Origin of the sequence: Pseudoalteromonas sp. APC 3691 (assembly GCF_030408135.1) — a bacterium.
In the GTDB taxonomy this organism is placed as follows: domain Bacteria; phylum Pseudomonadota; class Gammaproteobacteria; order Enterobacterales; family Alteromonadaceae; genus Pseudoalteromonas.
The window spans coordinates 1-15,736 of sequence record NZ_JASDCB010000046.1 but is presented as its reverse complement, the minus strand read 5'-3'; the positions used below and the strand labels follow the sequence as shown (position 1 = coordinate 15,736).

Below are 15,736 nucleotides of genomic sequence, written 5' to 3'. Positions count from 1 at the left end.
TGCGTTCTTTACAATATTAAATCTAGTTCAGGTTAGTGGTTATGCCTAATTTTTATTATCGTTTCTATACATATCAATAAGCTCAATTACTAACGCGTAGTTAAAATGATCAATTGCTTCTTTGAGCTTAAATAGGGAGTGGCCTCTCTCATATTGATTCATTTCTAGCTGTCTAACCAAACTGCTAGGTACGGGGCGAGCCGTTAATGCTAATGAGTATATATTATCAATAACCGAGTCTTCGTTTTTTAGTTCATGTTGCTGTATATGTTCTTTTTTAAAGTTATCAGCTATCAAAAATTGTTTTACAGCAAAAAGTGTAAGTGTTAATTGTTCATTAAAATGAGATAAGTTAATACTTTTCTTATCTATTAAGCTTTTCTCAACATTTTGCGCGCTGTGTTGCAGTAGCTCCAAACCTAATGTTCCGGCCAATCCTTTAAGTGTATGTACTAGTCGAATTAAGCTTTCTAACTCTCCATTTTTGATTAATATATCAGCTTTAATTGAAAAGTCATTGTAATCGTTGACAAACTGAGTAAATAATTTAGCTAACAATTCATCATTGTTTTCTACGTTTTCTTTTGCCAGCTGCAGATTAATTGTATTTAATGGTTTGTTACTTTGTAGGTGTTTTTCTATACTTTCGAAAAGAGCATCAAAAATAATTGGTTTTACTAAAAAGTCATCCATACCGGCTCTAAACGCTGCTTTTTTATCATTAGGGTCTGCGGCTGCCGTAATCGCAATTATAGGAGTTTTGTAGCCTCGCTCTCTTAATATGCTTGTTGCTTCTAGTCCGTCCATAACTGGCATTTGAACATCCATAAAAATAATATCGATGTCATTTGTCTCTATTTTATCTAATGCGTCACGTCCATTGTCAGCAATGTTCACGGTCATATCTAATCTGGCTAAAAGAGCGGAAGCTATTTCTTGATTAATTTTATTGTCGTCAACAACTAATGCATTAAAACCCGAGAATTTAGGATGAGGCCTTAATTGCTTTTCTTTAAAATTATCAGGTGAAAGCTTCCTTAAAATTTCTACTTCACTATTTTTATTACCAATAAGTGTAATGTCTATACTTTCATTTTTTGCAACTGGCTCAGGAGACTCTTCATCAGTAATCAATAAAATAAGCGTCAATTTTTCATTCGTATTTTTATTTTGAGCATACAGTTGTTGTAATATAAAGTTATCTTTGAGCTCTTTTTGTTTTATCGACATTATTACAATACTAAATGGGCTATTAGGTTGAGCCATTTTAGCAATGGCTCTTAATGGTTCTTGTGTGGTTTCTGTTGTTATATTTATATCACTTAGCAAGTCCATTAATTTTTTAATTTGCTCATTATCGGGGCTAATTAATAGGGCATGTTTTTTAAGTTTTTGCTGCTCAGATAAGGTAAAGGGTAGAGTGAAGAAAAACTCGCTACCTTGATTAATCGTGCTCCTTACTTGTATATCTCCGCCAAGCAGTTTAGTTAATTGTTTGCTTATAGTGAGTCCTAAACCGGTTCCACCATACTTTCTTGTTGTGCTTGAATCACCTTGCGAGAAAGACTGGAATATAATTTTTGATTGCTCTTTCGTCATCCCAATACCCGTGTCTTTTATACTAAAGCGAAGGTTTATTGTTTTTTCGTGTTGAGATGTCGCTTCTATAGTTAATGATATTTCACCATGCTCAGTAAACTTAATTGCGTTACCTACACAGTTATTTATTATTTGGCTTAAGTGCATTGGGTCGCCAATAAGCTCAAGCCCTGCATCAACGTGTAAAGTAAAGTTTAATAACAAGCCTTTTTGCTTGGCATTTGTTGAGAATAAATTTTGAACGTTAGAAACTATAGTATGTAAGGTAAAAGGGATTTGCTCTAACTGGATTTTTTCCGATTCTAGTTTAGAAAAATCCAGAATATTATTTAAAATCTGCAATAAATTTTGAGCACTTGAAAAAGCTTTATCAGCGTAGTGTTTTTGCCTTGAGGGAAGCTCGCTGCTTTGTAAAAGTTGCAACATACCTAATATGCCATTCATTGGTGTGCGAAGTTCATGACTCATATTGGCTACAAAATCTATTTTTGTTTTATTGGCTTTATCTGTTTGCTCCATAGCACTCGTCAGGTCGGCATTCATTGCTTCCATTTGGGAATTTAATACGCGGGTTTCGTTGAGTAGCTCTTTGGTTTGTTTACTTTTTAAATATAAAGCATTAGCTGCTTTTATTACCGATGCTATTTCAGTTTGATTTCGGCTGTTGTTTGAAATAGTTATTGGCTTTTCGCTATTCATATCTTTAAGTAATAAAGTGAGCTGAGTAATTGGTTTTATAACCGATCTAAAAATAAAATAACTTAAGAATAAAATGATTAACATAATTAAAAGGGCAAATATATTTGCCTGTTCTGTATTTTTTGTTAAGTGGTTACCTAATAGCTCTTCTGTTTCGGTTAGTTTATTTTTTTCTATATTTTTAATTTCATTAGTTAAATATAGCAATTCGTTTTCTATGCCTGTAAGCACTACATTTACAGAAAAAGTGTAGCTACGGGTAAGTAATACAAGTTGGTTATAAGCTTGTTTTAAGCTTGTTGTTTTATTGGAGAGGGATTCATTTATTACAGAGGTGCTCGTTAGTTTTTTATGTAAGTGATTTAAGTTTTGTTTTACATTTTGTGCTTCATCAAAATTAGGTTTATAGAGATAGCTTATAATTGCGTGTTGTAAATTACTTATTGTGAGTAAAACATCGTTGAAAATAACCTTGTTACTGTCGCTTGAAGACTCCTCTAAATTACTAATTGTTACTTGTAAGTCATCAATAGGCTGTTTGAACTGAGTAGTGTAAAGGTGTTCGCGTTTTTGTCTATTTACGACAACTTGGCCAAATGTTTCTTGGTAATTATTTAGATACTCGCCAAGGCGTATAAGTGAGCTTTGATACTCAGGGGTCTGGTTTTTAGTGTTTGTTTTTAGCTGCTCGAGATTTAGAGTTGCCTTATTTAAATAAAAATTAAATTTGGTAATCGTATTTTCATTTGCATTGTCAATAAATGAGACTGCATACGCTTGCAAAGAGATAATATCGTTTTCTAAGTGATTCACAGCTTCACTTTGAATAAGCGCGTTACGCTGCGACTTTTGCAAGTTTAGTAAGGTCGTTTGCGAATAGTTAAACAAATAGCTTTGTAAAAGAAGTAATCCAATCAGCGGACACAAAGCTAATATTATTTTTGATTTAATTGAATTTATTATCATTATCGGCTAATCAACTCATACCATTTTTGTAGACTGTAGTCATAGGTTGGCATAACGGTGTTCCATACTGCTACATTGCTAAAGCGTTTATGGTAACTACCGCCGTTGCGTTGCTTACCCGCTTTTACTGCTACGTCGCCATTTGTATTTAATAAATCTATGTTTGTTGCTTTTCCACCGTACCAGTAATCCCATTCGGCCTGAGATAGAAGTAGTTTAGAGCGTTGTGGGTTACTAATGTAATAACCTTGGCGAGCAATAAATGCACCAGGCCAGCCTGAAAGCCACCAATTCATATAGTCGTAAGCTGCATCTTTTACGCTACTTTGTGTTTGTGACGATAAACACATAACACCATGCCATCCTCGGTAGCCTTCTTTTGGCGCGGCAAAACGAACATTAATATTTTGACTGTTTAACGCAGAGACGGCAGGCGAAAACATACTTTCTATATGGGCACGCTTACTTTTCATAAACTCAATCGATTCAGGGACCGAGTTCCAATAGCCACTAAAATGACCTTGGCGTTTAAAGTCGAGTAATATACTAAACAATCTATCAAGTTCTGGGCGGGTCATTGCACCTATATCGTTAAACTTTATAAGCCCTTTGCTTTGTGCTGCTAGGGCTAGGTCAAATAATCCAATGGTAGGCGCATTTACAATGGCTACTTTACCTCGGTTCTCGTCATCAAGCAGCCAACTCCAGCTTTCTGTTTCGTATGCTATACCGGGCTTAATAAAGTCGGTGTTGTAACCAAAAGAGTCAACATTATGCACATAAGGCAAAAAGCTAATATGATCGCTTTCTTGAGCGCTTAATGTGCCATCGGGTTGAACATTTAATAATTTATAGGGGGCATCACCTGCACCAATACTTGCAGTTTCGGTTAGTTTTCCCGTTTTAGTGAGTGGATTTATCTCGTTAAAGTAGGTGAGTCGCTTTTTTTCTATTGGCTGAATAGAACCTGCATCCCAAAGCACATTAATGCTGTTTGACCACTGTTCGTATAAATCAAAGGAGCTAGGGTCCATTGATGCCTTTTGCAAAACAGCAGCGCTGCCTGCTGGAGTAAATTCTATATTAATACCTAAGTCACTCATCGCTTGCTTGCGGATAGCCTCTTGGAGTGTTACATGAGTACCAAGTACTCTTAATGTGACTTTTTTTCGGGCAAAAACATAAGGCGCATGTGTTATCGCACCAGCTGTTAAACCTATAGCAGCTAGCTTTTTTAGCGTTGAACGCTTAGGGTTGTCCATGTTAAGCCTAAAGTATTAATGTGTGGCATTATGTATAGCTAAGAACTTGTAAAGACACAAGTTGAATGGATAAATTTAAAATTATATAGAATGAAAAATTAGAATAGTAGGGTATCAAAAAATAATAAAAACAATGGAAAAATAGAAGAGTAGAACGAATTTGAAAAGGAGTAGGAAAGTGGTGGAGCTAAGCAGGATCGAACTGCTGACCTCCTGCGTGCAAGGCAGGCGCTCTCCCAGCTGAGCTATAGCCCCACATTCCTAAATTACATATAATGTAACTGCTTGACTGCTGAGTTCCAAGCGGGACGAACTTTAAGTTTTTTTATAAATTTGGTCAAGTATTTTTTCGTAAATTTTCACCGTTTTCGTCAATTTTTGTTAGACTCGGCTTAATTCAAAACTAAAACGATAAAAAACAATGAAAAAATGTGTTCTGGCGCTTATGGTTTTACTCGCTGGTTGTGCCTCGAATGATGAGCCGCCTTTTGAAATAAATAATAAACAGTTTCACGAAAAGCAAGATGATCAAGGCAATAAACTTTTTGCTTATGTTGTTTCGGTAAAAGCTAAGCATCGTGAAAACTTTAACTTAGACCGTGGTCCAAACAAGAGACCAAGCCGTGGTGAGGTTAAGCAGTATATTGAACAAGAGCATTTTGAAGAATCGAGTGTTTTAAAATTGCAGTTAGAAGATCAAGCTGTTGAGTTATTAAACGAAGAGTTAAAAGAGCGTCAGTATTGCGATAATAAACACGAAGTAAGTGAAGTTTTATGGCGAGACCTAAGCGTGCAATTAAGAGGGCGTTGTTTGTAATATGTATGCGGATAAAACTAAGTTAGCAGAGCTTTTAGCGCACCTAGATATTAACTATGATGGAATAGAGCATCCGCCGCTACATACTAGCTTAGCAGCTGATGAGTTTATGATTGAGCGTCCTGGTACTCGTCTTAAAAACCTATTTTTACGCGATAATGAAGGTAAGCGACACTTTTTAGTTATTACCGCGCACAATAAGCAACTTGATTTAAAGGCACTATCAAAGCAACAAGGGCTTTCGCGTTTAGGGTTTGCATCGAGTGAGCGCTTAGCAACGTATTTAAAAGTGGCTCCTGGGTGTGTATCTATGTTGGCTCTTTTAAATGATAAGCAAAACGAAGTGAGCTTATGGGTCGATAAAGATATTTGGGGTGGTGATTTGTTTCATTGTCATCCGTTTGAAAACACCCAAACATGGTTGATTAGTAAAGCTGATTTAGAAGCATTTTTTAATCACACAAAGCATCAACCTCGCGTTGTATTTTTACCCTCGAAATAAGCCCACATAATTAACGATAAACCACATAAGCAAACCGCAAGTAGCGTAAACATAAACGCTGTTTGCCCATGATGTTGGTATACCACACCGGGTAATAACGACCCCAATGCACCACCACTGTAATAAAACGATACATATCCACCATTGGTTACACTTGGCGGGGCTTTACTTATTTTATTAACGAGTGGCGCCGCGGTTGAGTGAATCACAAACATAGCACCACAAAACAAAGTAAATGCGATTAAAAATAAGCTAAGCTGGTGGCTCATTAATAAAATAATACTCACACTATAAAAACTAAATACCGCAGTTAATAAATGCCAAGGCGAAGCGACTTTTTTAAGTAACCAAGGTGCAGCAATAGAGGCGAGTGCACCAACTAAATAGCCACTGTAAACTAAACCTATGTCACGAGTATTGGTAATTAAAAACGTATTTTGCAATATAAACGGTAAGTAATTAAGTAGTGCAGCAAAGCAAAAAAACATACAAAAAACGGCACCGTAAATTTTAAGTATAGCGCCTTCTTTAAGCTGTTTAATGTAGTCCAGTGGTGAAAGCTGAGACTTTGTTGCTGGGTTCGAAAATTGAGAATGTTTGATTGTTAAAGCTAAAAAAATAAGCATAAAAGCAATTACGTAATAAAAGCTCTGCCAATTCCATAAGTCGCTAAACAAAGCTGCGAGCACACGACCAAAGTAACCACCAACTATGCTGCTACCAATATATAGGGTCATATTTTTTTGAAGTGTATCAGCGCTATAACTCATACCTATATAGCTAGTCATTGCGGTTAAAGCTGCAGGGAGCGTTAAACCTTGTAAAAATCGGACTAATAATAAAAGCTCAAAGCTAGGTACATAAATAAAAAGTAAGCAGCTAAGGCCTAAAAGCACCATTGCAATACGTAATATAAGTAGTGGATTTATTTTTGCTAAAAATAAACCGTAAACGAGCGGGGCAATGGCTAAGGGCAACATAGTTGCAGTCATTAAGCTGCCAGCTACCGCAGGTGCTACATTAAATTCGCTCGCAAAAAGACTAAGTAGGGGTTGCGGTGCATAAAGCACAAAAAATATAAATACCGAGCAAACGAGTAGATGAGGTAAACGCATTATATGGCTTATACATTTGCTGATTGGTTACGTGGCATTGTATTAAAAATTGTTTTTAATTGATAATTAAAACCATGCTCTTTGCGCTATATCATGGTTTGTTTTAACTAGTTTGCTAGATTAATGTCGATAGCGCTGTTATTTGAACTCGTTGGTGATTAAAATAGCGATAATATTAGTTTTTAGTGGAACAAAGCCATGGGTTCATTACAAGACCAATTGCTTCAAGCAGGATTAACAACATCGCATAATGCTAAAGTTGCTAAATCAGAAAAGCGTAAGCAACAAAAAAAGCAAAAGAAAGGGGCTACTAGCAACCCAAGTGATCTGCAAAAGCATATTCAACAAACCAAGCTAGAGCAGCAAAAAAAAGCTGAAGAGCTTAACCAAACACGCCAAGTGAGCTTAAAGCAGCGCGAACAAGAAGCGCGTGTTAAACAAATTTTAGAGCACCACAACCAAGACGCTATTCGTGGTGAGCGCACATTTAATTTTACTTATCAAAACAAAGTAAAAAATATCGACGTGAACGAGAAAACGCAAAAAGCGTTATCGGGCGGTCGTTTAGCTATTTGTGTACTAGAAGGGCAATTTTACGTATTAGACGACGAACCAGCACGCAAAGTGGCAGAAGTTGACGAAAAGTATATTGTTTTTCATGTAGAGCCTGAAAACAAACCAAAAGATGAAGATGACCCGTACGCAGACTTTGAAGTACCAGATGATATAGTGTGGTAATAGTTTATTAAGGGTAAGCTCATTTTTATTTGCTAAAGTATATAAAAGTGAGACAGAAACGAGTTAGCGGTTTTTGGTTAAGTTGATCGTCTAGCGTCGTTTCGTACGTATGCTTTTTATTTGATTGTTTACTACAATCAATAGAACAGTTTTTCTAACCGTCAAAAAAGAAGAGTAAATACAATGAGCAAGATGAAAACACTACTATTAGGCGCGGGTATTACTTTAACCGCAAGCTTCTCGTTTAATGCAGCAGCGGCCGATGGCGCCACACTTTATACCGCTAAAAATTGTCAAACTTGTCATGGCGCTGAAGGTAAAGCACCAATTATGGGTATGTATCCTAAGCTAAACGGTCAAAACAAAGACTACTTAGTAGCGCAAATGAAAGACATCAAATCAGGTGCACGTAATAACGGTATGACCATGGCTATGAAAGCAATGGTTGCAACGGTAACTGATGAAGAGTTTGAAGCAATTGCAGATTACCTAGCTAACGTAAAATAATTTACGCAGCTATACCATTTTAATGCAATTGGTATTTTAGTTTTACAAACAGCCACACAATAGTGTGGCTGTTTTGTTTGGTGTTTGCTATAAAATAGAGACTGCTTTAGACTTCTAAACATCTGTTCGTGCAGGTTAGTAATGTACGTTTTTAAAAGGCTTATTATGTTTGATTTACCCCAACTCAATTTAAAAAATAAAGTATCAGCACAAGAGTGGCGACTTCGTGTTGATTTAGCCGCATGTTATAGACTGGTCGAGCACTTTCGTTGGGGGGATTTAATCTATACGCATTTATCAGCACGTTTGCCTGGCACCGATCACTACCTAGTGAATGCCTTTGGTTTAACCTTTGATGAAGTAACTGCCTCTAATTTAGTAAAGGTCGACTTAGACGGTAACATTATTGATGATACGCCATTTAGTATTAACCCTGCTGGTTTTACTATTCACAGTGCGATTCATGAGGTACGCGAAGACGCTCATTGTGTTATTCATCTTCATACCAAAGAAACAATCGCTGTTGCTACACAAAAAAATGGTTTATTACCGCTTAGCCAGTATTCAATGTTTTCACTGCCATCGCTTTCTTATCATGGTTACGAAGGGCTTGCGGTAAACGACGACGAGCGAAAAGTGTTGCAAGACGATTTAGGCAGCACTAACCATATGTTATTGGTAAATCATGGTGGCTTAACGGTAGGCCCAACGGTAGGCGATGCGTTTATGCGCTTTTATGATTTACAGCGAGCGTGTGAAATTCAATTAGCGCTACAATCAAGCTCGCAAGAGGTTATTGAAGTACCGCAGCCTATAATCGACAATATTTATAATCAAGCAAATGTAGTACACAGTGGCAGCACTGGCGGGCAACTTGCGTGGCCTGCGATGTTACGTAAAGCGTATCGACTTGACCCTAGTTTTGCAAAATAACCCATAGCGGTTAATAAGGAATTTTAATGAAAGTAAATCGCGTTGAAGTATTTGATATTCACTGTCCTGATAGACCTTCTTGGACACCTGTGTTTGTACGTATTCATACTGACGAAGGTATTAGTGGTGTTGGCGAAGCGGGCCTTGCATACGATTTAGGTCACAGTGCTGCAGCGGCTATGATTAAAGAAATGGCCGACGCCTTTTTAATCGGCCACGACCCATTTCAAACAGAAAAACTATGGTCACGTATGTTACGTGAGAGCTTTTGGGGTTTAGGCGGCGGACCAGTTGTATATGCTGCAATGAGCGCAATTGATACCGCGCTTTGGGATATTAAAGGTAAAGCGCTTGGTTTACCTGTATATCAATTATTAGGCGGTAAAGTTAACGACAAACTACGTACGTACGCATCACAATTACAGTTTGACTGGGATAGCGAATTTAAAGCGCTAGTACAACCGCAAGAATATGCAGAAGCGGCTTTAAAGGCGATGGCCGAAGGTTACGATGCAGTAAAAGTAGATCCAATTCAGTACGATAAAGACGGCAATACTTATTACGACCGTACAAAAATAATATCACGTACTGAAATGAAGCTATATCGTGCGCGTATGCAAGCTATTCGCGAAGCAGTAGGCGACGAAGTGGATATTATTTTTGAATGCCATAGTTTACCAGGTGTGACAACAGCCATTCAGTTGGGTGAAATTGCAGAAGAATTTGACTGTATGTACTTTGAAGAGCCAGTTAACTATTTAAACCATTCATTACATGCAAAAGTAGCAGATAAAGTTAATGTGCCAATTGCTGGTGGTGAACGTTTGTATAATCGCTGGGGTGTGCGCCCGTACTTAGAAGAGCAAAGTATTGATGTTCTGCAACCTGATATTGGTTTATGTGGTGGCTTTACCGAAACTAAAAAAGTATGTGATTACGCAGATATCTTTGATGTGCGTATTCAAGCTCACGTATGTGGCGGGCCTGTTGCAACAGCAGCATCACTGCACTTAGAAACGGCTATCCCTAACTTTTTGATTCATGAGCACCACACTTATGCGATTAAAAAGTGGAACCGCGAGTTATGTTTACAAGACCCACAACCTAAAAATGGTTTCTTTGAAGTGTCAGAAGAGCCAGGGTTGGGTATTGAATTAAATGATGAGATTGTTATGCGTTCTCAACGCGTAGAAATAAAATAATAGTCTTTTAACCTAACTTAGGTCATGCATTAAAAAGCCGGTAAGTGATTAGTCACTTACCGGCTTTTACTTTTTTGGTAAAGTTTTAGCTTGTTATAACTCGTTAATTCTACATTCTACGTCTTTAAGCTCAATAGTGGCTTTACTATCAAGGTGGCGTATATAGCATTGCTTGCCTTTAATCATCAATTCAAACTGATCGGGTGTATTGCGACTTTGCGTGTCGATAATATTATTACCATCCACATTGCTAAGGGTTACTGTGCTGCTGGTAGTAAATACATTCTCAGCTAATTGAGTTTCTTGTATATGTACAAGTGTTTTAATTGCTTTGCTAACGGCTGTTTTATTTGGCTTTGCCAGTAGAGCATGTTGCAGCTTAGGTGTCGGATCTGGATTTTGAGATATGCAGCCATTGAGAAAAAACGCAGAAAATACAACGATTAGTAAAAAGTACATTTTCATAAATTGGCCGTATTATTATAAAAAGAGAGTTTAATATAACTAGTTTTACTTAAACTTGGTAGTAGTGCTTAGCGTTTGCATAGCTAAGGTTATGCCATGTCTTATCGTTTGAGCATAACGCCTTATGGCAGTGCCATAGAGTGTTGTAGCTTGTATTTATTTGGCACACAGGAAAGTTGCTTGCAAACATAATACGCTGCTGGCCAAAGTGATTAAAAAGAATATTAAAACACGCTGCTTGTTGCTCACTGGTAAGTTGTAGTAATTCAAAACCAGAGAATTTAATTGCTATGTTGTCGTGCTGAGCAAGTAACTCAGCACCTTGTTGCCAGTCATTTAAATTACTTGGCAGTCCTGCATGATTAATTATAATCTGAAGCTGCGGTAGCTGCTTAGCGTAGTAAGCTATTTGTTTGGTTATTTCGCTATTTTCAATATCAAATTGAGCTTCAAAATGCAGTTTATTTGTAGCCAATAAATTAAGGTTATTAATACAATGAGGGCTTTTTAGTCTCACTGCATCATCTTCTTCGGTTATATCTCTTATACCACAAAGGCTTGAATGAGCCAGTGCATTTAGCGCGTGATTAAATTGCTCTGCGGGCGCATCAATTTGGTTGTAACTAATAGCCTTGAATGAAAGGTTTTTTAAATGCGAGCTTAGCCAGTTTAACTCGTTTATAGGTGATTGATTATCAAACCCAGCCTCAATGTGCACAATACCCGCAAGTTCAAAATCAGTACTTTTAACAAGTTGCTCTGCACTTATTGGTTGTTTAATTTTTTCTAGGTTAGGCCATGCTGGTGGGTTTTCGCCTTGTAGCCAAGTATATTGCCCCTCGGCAAGATTAAAAAAATGCACATGAGGGTCAATAATTTGCATGCTCATTGGGCTGTGTAACCACCATCAATACTTTGTAGGCTGCCTGTTATAAAACTGGCATCGTCGCTTGCTAAAAAGCTCACAAGGGCAGCAACCTCATCGGCTTGACCTAATCGGTTAAGCGGTTGAAGACTTGCTTCCTCGGCAACTATTTCAGCTTTGTTTGCGCCACTTTTTGCGCAGTACGCATCTATTGCGTTATGAAATAGCGGGGTTTCTATTGTGCCAGGGCATACCGCATTTGCTCTAATATTAAAACCTGCGTAATCAAGCGCTGTTGTTTTAGCCATTGAGGCAAGGGCATGTTTTGTTAGGTTATACGCAAAAGAGTTTTGCTTACCTATAATTGCCTGATCGGAAGCGACTAATATAATAGCGCCGCCATTTTGCGCTTTCATGCTTGGCAATACGCTTTGTATTGCGGCATAAGCGCCTTTAACATTAAGCGCAAAAAGTGCATCGAGAGTTTGCTCGTCGGTGCTTTCTATATTTGCGCTTAAGTGTTTTCCAGCATTAGAAACAAGTACATCAATACGTTTGCTTTGTTCACAGATAGCGTTGATACAGCTTTGTACCGCCGATACATCACTTACATCACACTGATGAAATATACCGATTTCGCTCAGCTCTATATCAAGGTTATGTACTTCATAGCCATTGTTTAGCAAACGCTTTACTACGGCTAAGCCAATACCTTTTGTACCACCTGTAACGACTGCAACTTTAGACATACTTACTTCCTTTATTGCTAACTAGTGAGAGTGACCACAGCCGCCTTCAGCGTGCACATGTCCGTGAGAAACTTCTTCACTTGTTGCTTCACGTACCGATATAACTTCAACGTCAAACGTTAGCGTTTTACCAGCAAATGGGTGGTTTAAATCACAATCTGCGTTAAAACGACCAACCTTAACAATAGTAACCTGATGACGACCTTGGTTAGAGCTAACCATTGCTGTCATACCAGGTTTCCATACTTTAACGTCGCCTTGTAGGTGCTTAAGCGGAATACGTTGAATTAAGTCATCAACACGCTCGCCGTATGATTCACTTGGCTCTAGAGTTACACTAAATTTTTCGCCAGCTTCTTTGCCTTCAAGTGCTTTTTCTAAACCAGGAAGCATGCCTTCGCTGCCATGAATGTAAGTAAGTGGCGCTTCGTTTGTGCTACTTTCAATTTGCTCGCCCGCTTCGCTAAGGGTGTAATGAAATTCAACTGCTGAATTTTTGCTAATTTGCATGCTTGTCTCTTCAAATAATAACTATGTTAGGGCGCAATTTTACGCGAAATATACGTGTTTATAAACTTAACGTGGCTGATTTAGTGTTTTTTGTAAATCTAGCAGTAAATCTTTTTTTATTGGTGCTGCTTTTTGCTTTTCAGCCTGTGGTATAAACAGTACTAATTGAGTGCCAGGCTTTAAAATACTTGATGCAGAGAGTTTGTTCCATTTTGCCAAGTCGCTATGAGGTACATCATAAAGCTGACTTATACTCCAAAGGCTATCGCCTGACTTAACTTCGTAATCTATTTCAATGGTGGGAATCGCAATCTCTTGGTGTTCTAAATAAGGGCTGATTTTGTAATCAACAGTTAATGTGCTTGGCAGAGTTTTAGGTTGCCCAACTAATAACTTTTCTCCAACACCTATTAAATTATTATTTTTATTATTAAGTTGTTTCAAAGCTTTTACAGACATACTAAAACGCCTGGCGATACTGTAAAGCGTATCGTTTTGTTTAACGATGTACTCTCCAGCAAAGTTTGATTTGAAGAACTGACTTTTTAATAATGCTTCTTGCCCTATAGGCAGCAGTAAAGTATGCGGCCCGTTAGGTGAGCTTTGATTTTTTAAATATCCCTGATTAATAGCATGTAACTGCTTTGAACCTATACCAGAGAGCTTGGCAATGACTGAAAAGTCGAACTGCTGGCCTATGTTCATCTGTGTTGTAAATGGTTTATATGCTAGCTTTGGGCGTTTAATGCCCTTTTGTGGATGTTTAACTAAATAACTTAAAGCGAGTAATTTGGGTACATAGTCAGCAGTTTCTTTTGGCAGACTGAGCGACCAGTAATCGGTGCTTTTACCGCGTTTTTTGTTTTTTTCGATTGCACGTTTAACACGGCCTTCACCACTATTATAAGCGGCCAAAGCATGTAGCCAATTACCATCAAAGCGTTTGTGTAAGTAACTTAAGTAATCAAGTGCAGCATCGGTTGAAGCAAGTACGTCTTGGCGCCCGTCATACCATTGGTCTGACTTAACACCAAAGTGATGCGCCGTTGCGCCAACTAACTGCCAAACACCAACAGCTTGCTGTGATGAGGCTATTGTTGGTCTAAAATCGCTTTCTACAAATGGTAATAATGCGAGCTCCATAGGTAATTGCTTTTGCTCAATTTTTTTTACGATGTGATACAGGTAAGGCGCTGCGCGTTTGCTCACCGTTTGTAAGTAGTTAGGTTGCTTTGCATACCAGCTGATACGCTTTTTTAAAGCGCGATTTTGATAAATCGTAAAGTGTAGATTATTGGCTATATGCATCCACAGATCGGTGGTTTTTAGTGGGCGCTTTTTTACGATTGTTTTTTTGAATTGAAGTGGCGTAACTGCCTCTTTAACTTGAGGCGTTTGAGCTACTTCATCGTCAATATCATAAGTATAGTCAGGCTCAAAATGAGTAAATATTTGTGGAGCTTCTTGTGGTTCTTGCTCCATTGATTGACAACCAAATAACAAAATACCCAAACAACATAAAACCAAACTGCGCATAGTGATCACTTTTGTAAATTCCTTTTATTATTTTAACACAATCCGTTGTGTTGAGTTATTCTGCGCTTTTTACACGATTTAGGCCTGCTTGTAAAAAAAAGTTACTCGATTTTATATTAAGCGCTTCTTGTTTATAAGGCTCAATAACTGATTCAGGAAACGACAGCATTAACTGCTCAATACTTTGATCTTTATTGTTTTTAACATGCTCCGTTATGGCTGTTAAAAATGATAGCGGCTGTTTCAGCTGCTCTTTTGTTAATGTGCCGCCGTGGCCAGGTATAATAATAGTGAGCTTTTCGTCGTTAATATATTGCTTAAGCAACGTTTGCCAACTTTTAAGTTCGCCGTGACCAGGGTAAGGAAGCCAGTCAACGATATCGCCACCAATCAGCACACTGCCATTATTAGTAGTAATAGTTAAATCACCGTTAGTATGGGCTTGCTGCGGCTCAAGCGTTACCTCAAAACCACCAAGGTCGATAATTTTACGACTATTAATTACTATTTCGGGTTTGCTAAGCTGATACTCCTGCCAGCGAAAAAGTCGCTTTTTTGCAAGCTTTAACTTATCACGCCATTTAGCTTGCTCTTCTTTGGGTACATTCGCTAACCGTTGGTAGCTCAGCTCAATGCTCTTTTCATAGGTGTCTAGTTTGTCGGTATATGCTGTTTGGTAAAGGCTAAAATTTTTATTTACTTGCTGATGAACAACGAGCTTGGCATCAGGATAAAAATTTTGCATAACCGCCATACCTAGCAAGTGATCGTCATGGTAATGCGTGGCAACCAAATAGCATAAAGGTGTTTTAAGGCGTTTTTTTAAATCTTCAGCAAGTTGTTCAACTGCAGCAAAATTGGCACTCGTATCAACCAGTAGGGCACATTTTTCGCCTTCAATTAATACTTGGTTAGAGTCGTAGAAGCGAAGCTTGTCTTGTTGCTTTAAAAACTGAATATGAGGGTTTATTGTATTCCAAGTTACGGCAGCGTAGGTGCTAGGTGCTATTGATAGTAAAGTGCATGTCAATAGTAAGTGCTTACATGAAGAGGTTGTGTTTGAAAGTTTTAACTTCATTTATTATCTCTACGCTGAGGTTTAATTACTTTAATAATAAACAAAAAGCGCAGTATGCGCTTTTTATTTTTGTTTGCCCAGCGAAGCTGGCAAACCCGATAGGCTGAAAGATGCCTTATCACCCTGACTAAGGGGAAGATAATCTGAATGGCAAGGGCGTCACTGGCCAACGGTGGGGTCTGAAGGAAGCCAT

Annotated in this window: 16 protein-coding genes and 1 tRNA gene; 6 read left to right on the top strand and 11 right to left on the bottom strand. The window is 38.0% G+C overall.

All coding sequences use genetic code 11. The features are described from left to right. Window positions 1–45: 45 nt before the first annotated feature. The 3 genes from QL998_RS14240 to QL998_RS14230 form a co-directional block, all read right to left on the bottom strand. Entirely contained in the window at window positions 46–3,264 is a 3,219-nt protein-coding gene (locus QL998_RS14240; RefSeq protein WP_290192923.1) for a response regulator, read from the bottom strand. Beyond that, window positions 3,264–4,526 (bottom strand): extracellular solute-binding protein, encoded by a 1,263-nt coding sequence (locus QL998_RS14235; RefSeq protein WP_024605615.1) that lies wholly within the window; start codon window positions 4,524–4,526, stop codon window positions 3,264–3,266. The genes QL998_RS14240 and QL998_RS14235 overlap by 1 nt, the downstream gene beginning before the upstream one ends. Window positions 4,527–4,705: 179 nt before the next feature. Then, window positions 4,706–4,781, bottom strand: a tRNA-Ala gene (locus QL998_RS14230). Window positions 4,782–4,947: 166 nt separating this feature from the next. Between QL998_RS14230 and QL998_RS14225 the strand changes: the two genes are divergently transcribed. Beyond that, window positions 4,948–5,343, top strand: a complete 396-nt coding sequence (locus QL998_RS14225) for a hypothetical protein (RefSeq protein ID WP_024600215.1) — start codon at window positions 4,948–4,950, stop codon at window positions 5,341–5,343. Window position 5,344: 1 nt separating this feature from the next. Continuing rightward, the gene (locus QL998_RS14220; RefSeq protein ID WP_290192922.1) at window positions 5,345–5,845 is read left to right on the top strand and encodes a prolyl-tRNA synthetase associated domain-containing protein; all 501 of its coding nucleotides are present in this window, start codon (window positions 5,345–5,347) and stop codon (window positions 5,843–5,845) included. On the opposite strand, the gene QL998_RS14215 is transcribed toward QL998_RS14220, so the two are convergent. Next, on the bottom strand, window positions 5,812–6,960 hold the full coding sequence (locus tag QL998_RS14215) for an MFS transporter (RefSeq protein WP_024605613.1): 1,149 nt from the start codon (window positions 6,958–6,960) through the stop codon (window positions 5,812–5,814). The genes QL998_RS14220 and QL998_RS14215 overlap by 34 nt on opposite strands. A gap of 198 nt (window positions 6,961–7,158) precedes the next feature. Between QL998_RS14215 and QL998_RS14210 the strand changes: the two genes are divergently transcribed. From QL998_RS14210 to QL998_RS14195, 4 genes are all read left to right on the top strand, one after another. Continuing rightward, a complete protein-coding gene (locus QL998_RS14210; protein WP_002957867.1) occupies window positions 7,159–7,698 on the top strand; it encodes a DUF2058 domain-containing protein in 540 nt (179 codons plus the stop codon). A 183-nt stretch (window positions 7,699–7,881) separates the two neighbouring features. After that, window positions 7,882–8,205: a c-type cytochrome gene (locus tag QL998_RS14205; RefSeq protein ID WP_024605612.1), complete on the top strand. Its 324-nt coding sequence runs from the start codon at window positions 7,882–7,884 to the stop codon at window positions 8,203–8,205. 165 nt (window positions 8,206–8,370) lie between these two features. Continuing rightward, on the top strand, window positions 8,371–9,138 hold the full coding sequence (locus QL998_RS14200) for a class II aldolase/adducin family protein (protein WP_024605611.1): 768 nt from the start codon (window positions 8,371–8,373) through the stop codon (window positions 9,136–9,138). A 26-nt stretch (window positions 9,139–9,164) separates the two neighbouring features. Further along, window positions 9,165–10,340 (top strand): mandelate racemase/muconate lactonizing enzyme family protein, encoded by a 1,176-nt coding sequence (locus tag QL998_RS14195; protein ID WP_024605610.1) that lies wholly within the window; start codon window positions 9,165–9,167, stop codon window positions 10,338–10,340. A 93-nt stretch (window positions 10,341–10,433) separates the two neighbouring features. Here the strand turns inward: QL998_RS14195 and QL998_RS14190 are convergent, their stop codons facing one another. The 7 genes from QL998_RS14190 to QL998_RS14160 form a co-directional block, all read right to left on the bottom strand. Beyond that, the gene (locus tag QL998_RS14190; protein WP_024595815.1) at window positions 10,434–10,805 is read right to left on the bottom strand and encodes a hypothetical protein; all 372 of its coding nucleotides are present in this window, start codon (window positions 10,803–10,805) and stop codon (window positions 10,434–10,436) included. 49 nt (window positions 10,806–10,854) lie between these two features. Further along, window positions 10,855–11,694 (bottom strand): amidohydrolase family protein, encoded by an 840-nt coding sequence (locus QL998_RS14185; RefSeq protein WP_024605609.1) that lies wholly within the window; start codon window positions 11,692–11,694, stop codon window positions 10,855–10,857. Continuing rightward, a complete protein-coding gene (locus tag QL998_RS14180) occupies window positions 11,691–12,419 on the bottom strand; it encodes an SDR family oxidoreductase (RefSeq protein ID WP_010554366.1) in 729 nt (242 codons plus the stop codon). The genes QL998_RS14185 and QL998_RS14180 overlap by 4 nt, the downstream gene beginning before the upstream one ends. A gap of 21 nt (window positions 12,420–12,440) precedes the next feature. Then, window positions 12,441–12,929, bottom strand: a complete 489-nt coding sequence (locus QL998_RS14175) for a peptidylprolyl isomerase (protein WP_007586440.1) — start codon at window positions 12,927–12,929, stop codon at window positions 12,441–12,443. 66 nt (window positions 12,930–12,995) lie between these two features. Continuing rightward, on the bottom strand, window positions 12,996–14,465 hold the full coding sequence (locus QL998_RS14170; RefSeq protein WP_290192921.1) for a LysM peptidoglycan-binding domain-containing protein: 1,470 nt from the start codon (window positions 14,463–14,465) through the stop codon (window positions 12,996–12,998). A 55-nt stretch (window positions 14,466–14,520) separates the two neighbouring features. Then, on the bottom strand, window positions 14,521–15,543 hold the full coding sequence (locus tag QL998_RS14165; protein WP_290192920.1) for an MBL fold metallo-hydrolase: 1,023 nt from the start codon (window positions 15,541–15,543) through the stop codon (window positions 14,521–14,523). Beyond that, window positions 15,540–15,736 (bottom strand): hypothetical protein (locus QL998_RS14160; RefSeq protein ID WP_290192919.1); only part of this gene is annotated, 197 nt, incomplete at its 5' end. The genes QL998_RS14165 and QL998_RS14160, both read right to left, overlap by 4 nt.

Excerpts from the sequence above, each read along its gene's own strand:
- QL998_RS14220 (WP_290192922.1), top strand. The coding sequence starts at position 5,345 with ATGTATGCGGATAAAACTAAGTTAGCAGAGCTTTTAGCGCACCTAGAT.
- QL998_RS14205 (WP_024605612.1), top strand. The coding sequence starts at position 7,882 with ATGAGCAAGATGAAAACACTACTATTAGGCGCGGGTATTACTTTAACC.
- QL998_RS14170 (WP_290192921.1), bottom strand. The coding sequence starts at position 14,465 with ATGCGCAGTTTGGTTTTATGTTGTTTGGGTATTTTGTTATTTGGTTGT.
- QL998_RS14195 (WP_024605610.1), top strand. The coding sequence starts at position 9,165 with ATGAAAGTAAATCGCGTTGAAGTATTTGATATTCACTGTCCTGATAGA.
- QL998_RS14215 (WP_024605613.1), bottom strand. The coding sequence starts at position 6,960 with ATGCGTTTACCTCATCTACTCGTTTGCTCGGTATTTATATTTTTTGTG.
- QL998_RS14235 (WP_024605615.1), bottom strand. The coding sequence starts at position 4,526 with ATGGACAACCCTAAGCGTTCAACGCTAAAAAAGCTAGCTGCTATAGGT.
- QL998_RS14180 (WP_010554366.1), bottom strand. The coding sequence starts at position 12,419 with ATGTCTAAAGTTGCAGTCGTTACAGGTGGTACAAAAGGTATTGGCTTA.
- QL998_RS14165 (WP_290192920.1), bottom strand. The coding sequence starts at position 15,543 with ATGAAGTTAAAACTTTCAAACACAACCTCTTCATGTAAGCACTTACTA.
- QL998_RS14200 (WP_024605611.1), top strand. The coding sequence starts at position 8,371 with ATGTTTGATTTACCCCAACTCAATTTAAAAAATAAAGTATCAGCACAA.
- QL998_RS14210 (WP_002957867.1), top strand. The coding sequence starts at position 7,159 with ATGGGTTCATTACAAGACCAATTGCTTCAAGCAGGATTAACAACATCG.
- QL998_RS14175 (WP_007586440.1), bottom strand. The coding sequence starts at position 12,929 with ATGCAAATTAGCAAAAATTCAGCAGTTGAATTTCATTACACCCTTAGC.
- QL998_RS14190 (WP_024595815.1), bottom strand. The coding sequence starts at position 10,805 with ATGAAAATGTACTTTTTACTAATCGTTGTATTTTCTGCGTTTTTTCTC.
- QL998_RS14225 (WP_024600215.1), top strand. The coding sequence starts at position 4,948 with ATGAAAAAATGTGTTCTGGCGCTTATGGTTTTACTCGCTGGTTGTGCC.
- QL998_RS14185 (WP_024605609.1), bottom strand. The coding sequence starts at position 11,694 with ATGAGCATGCAAATTATTGACCCTCATGTGCATTTTTTTAATCTTGCC.
- QL998_RS14240 (WP_290192923.1), bottom strand. The coding sequence starts at position 3,264 with ATGATAATAAATTCAATTAAATCAAAAATAATATTAGCTTTGTGTCCG.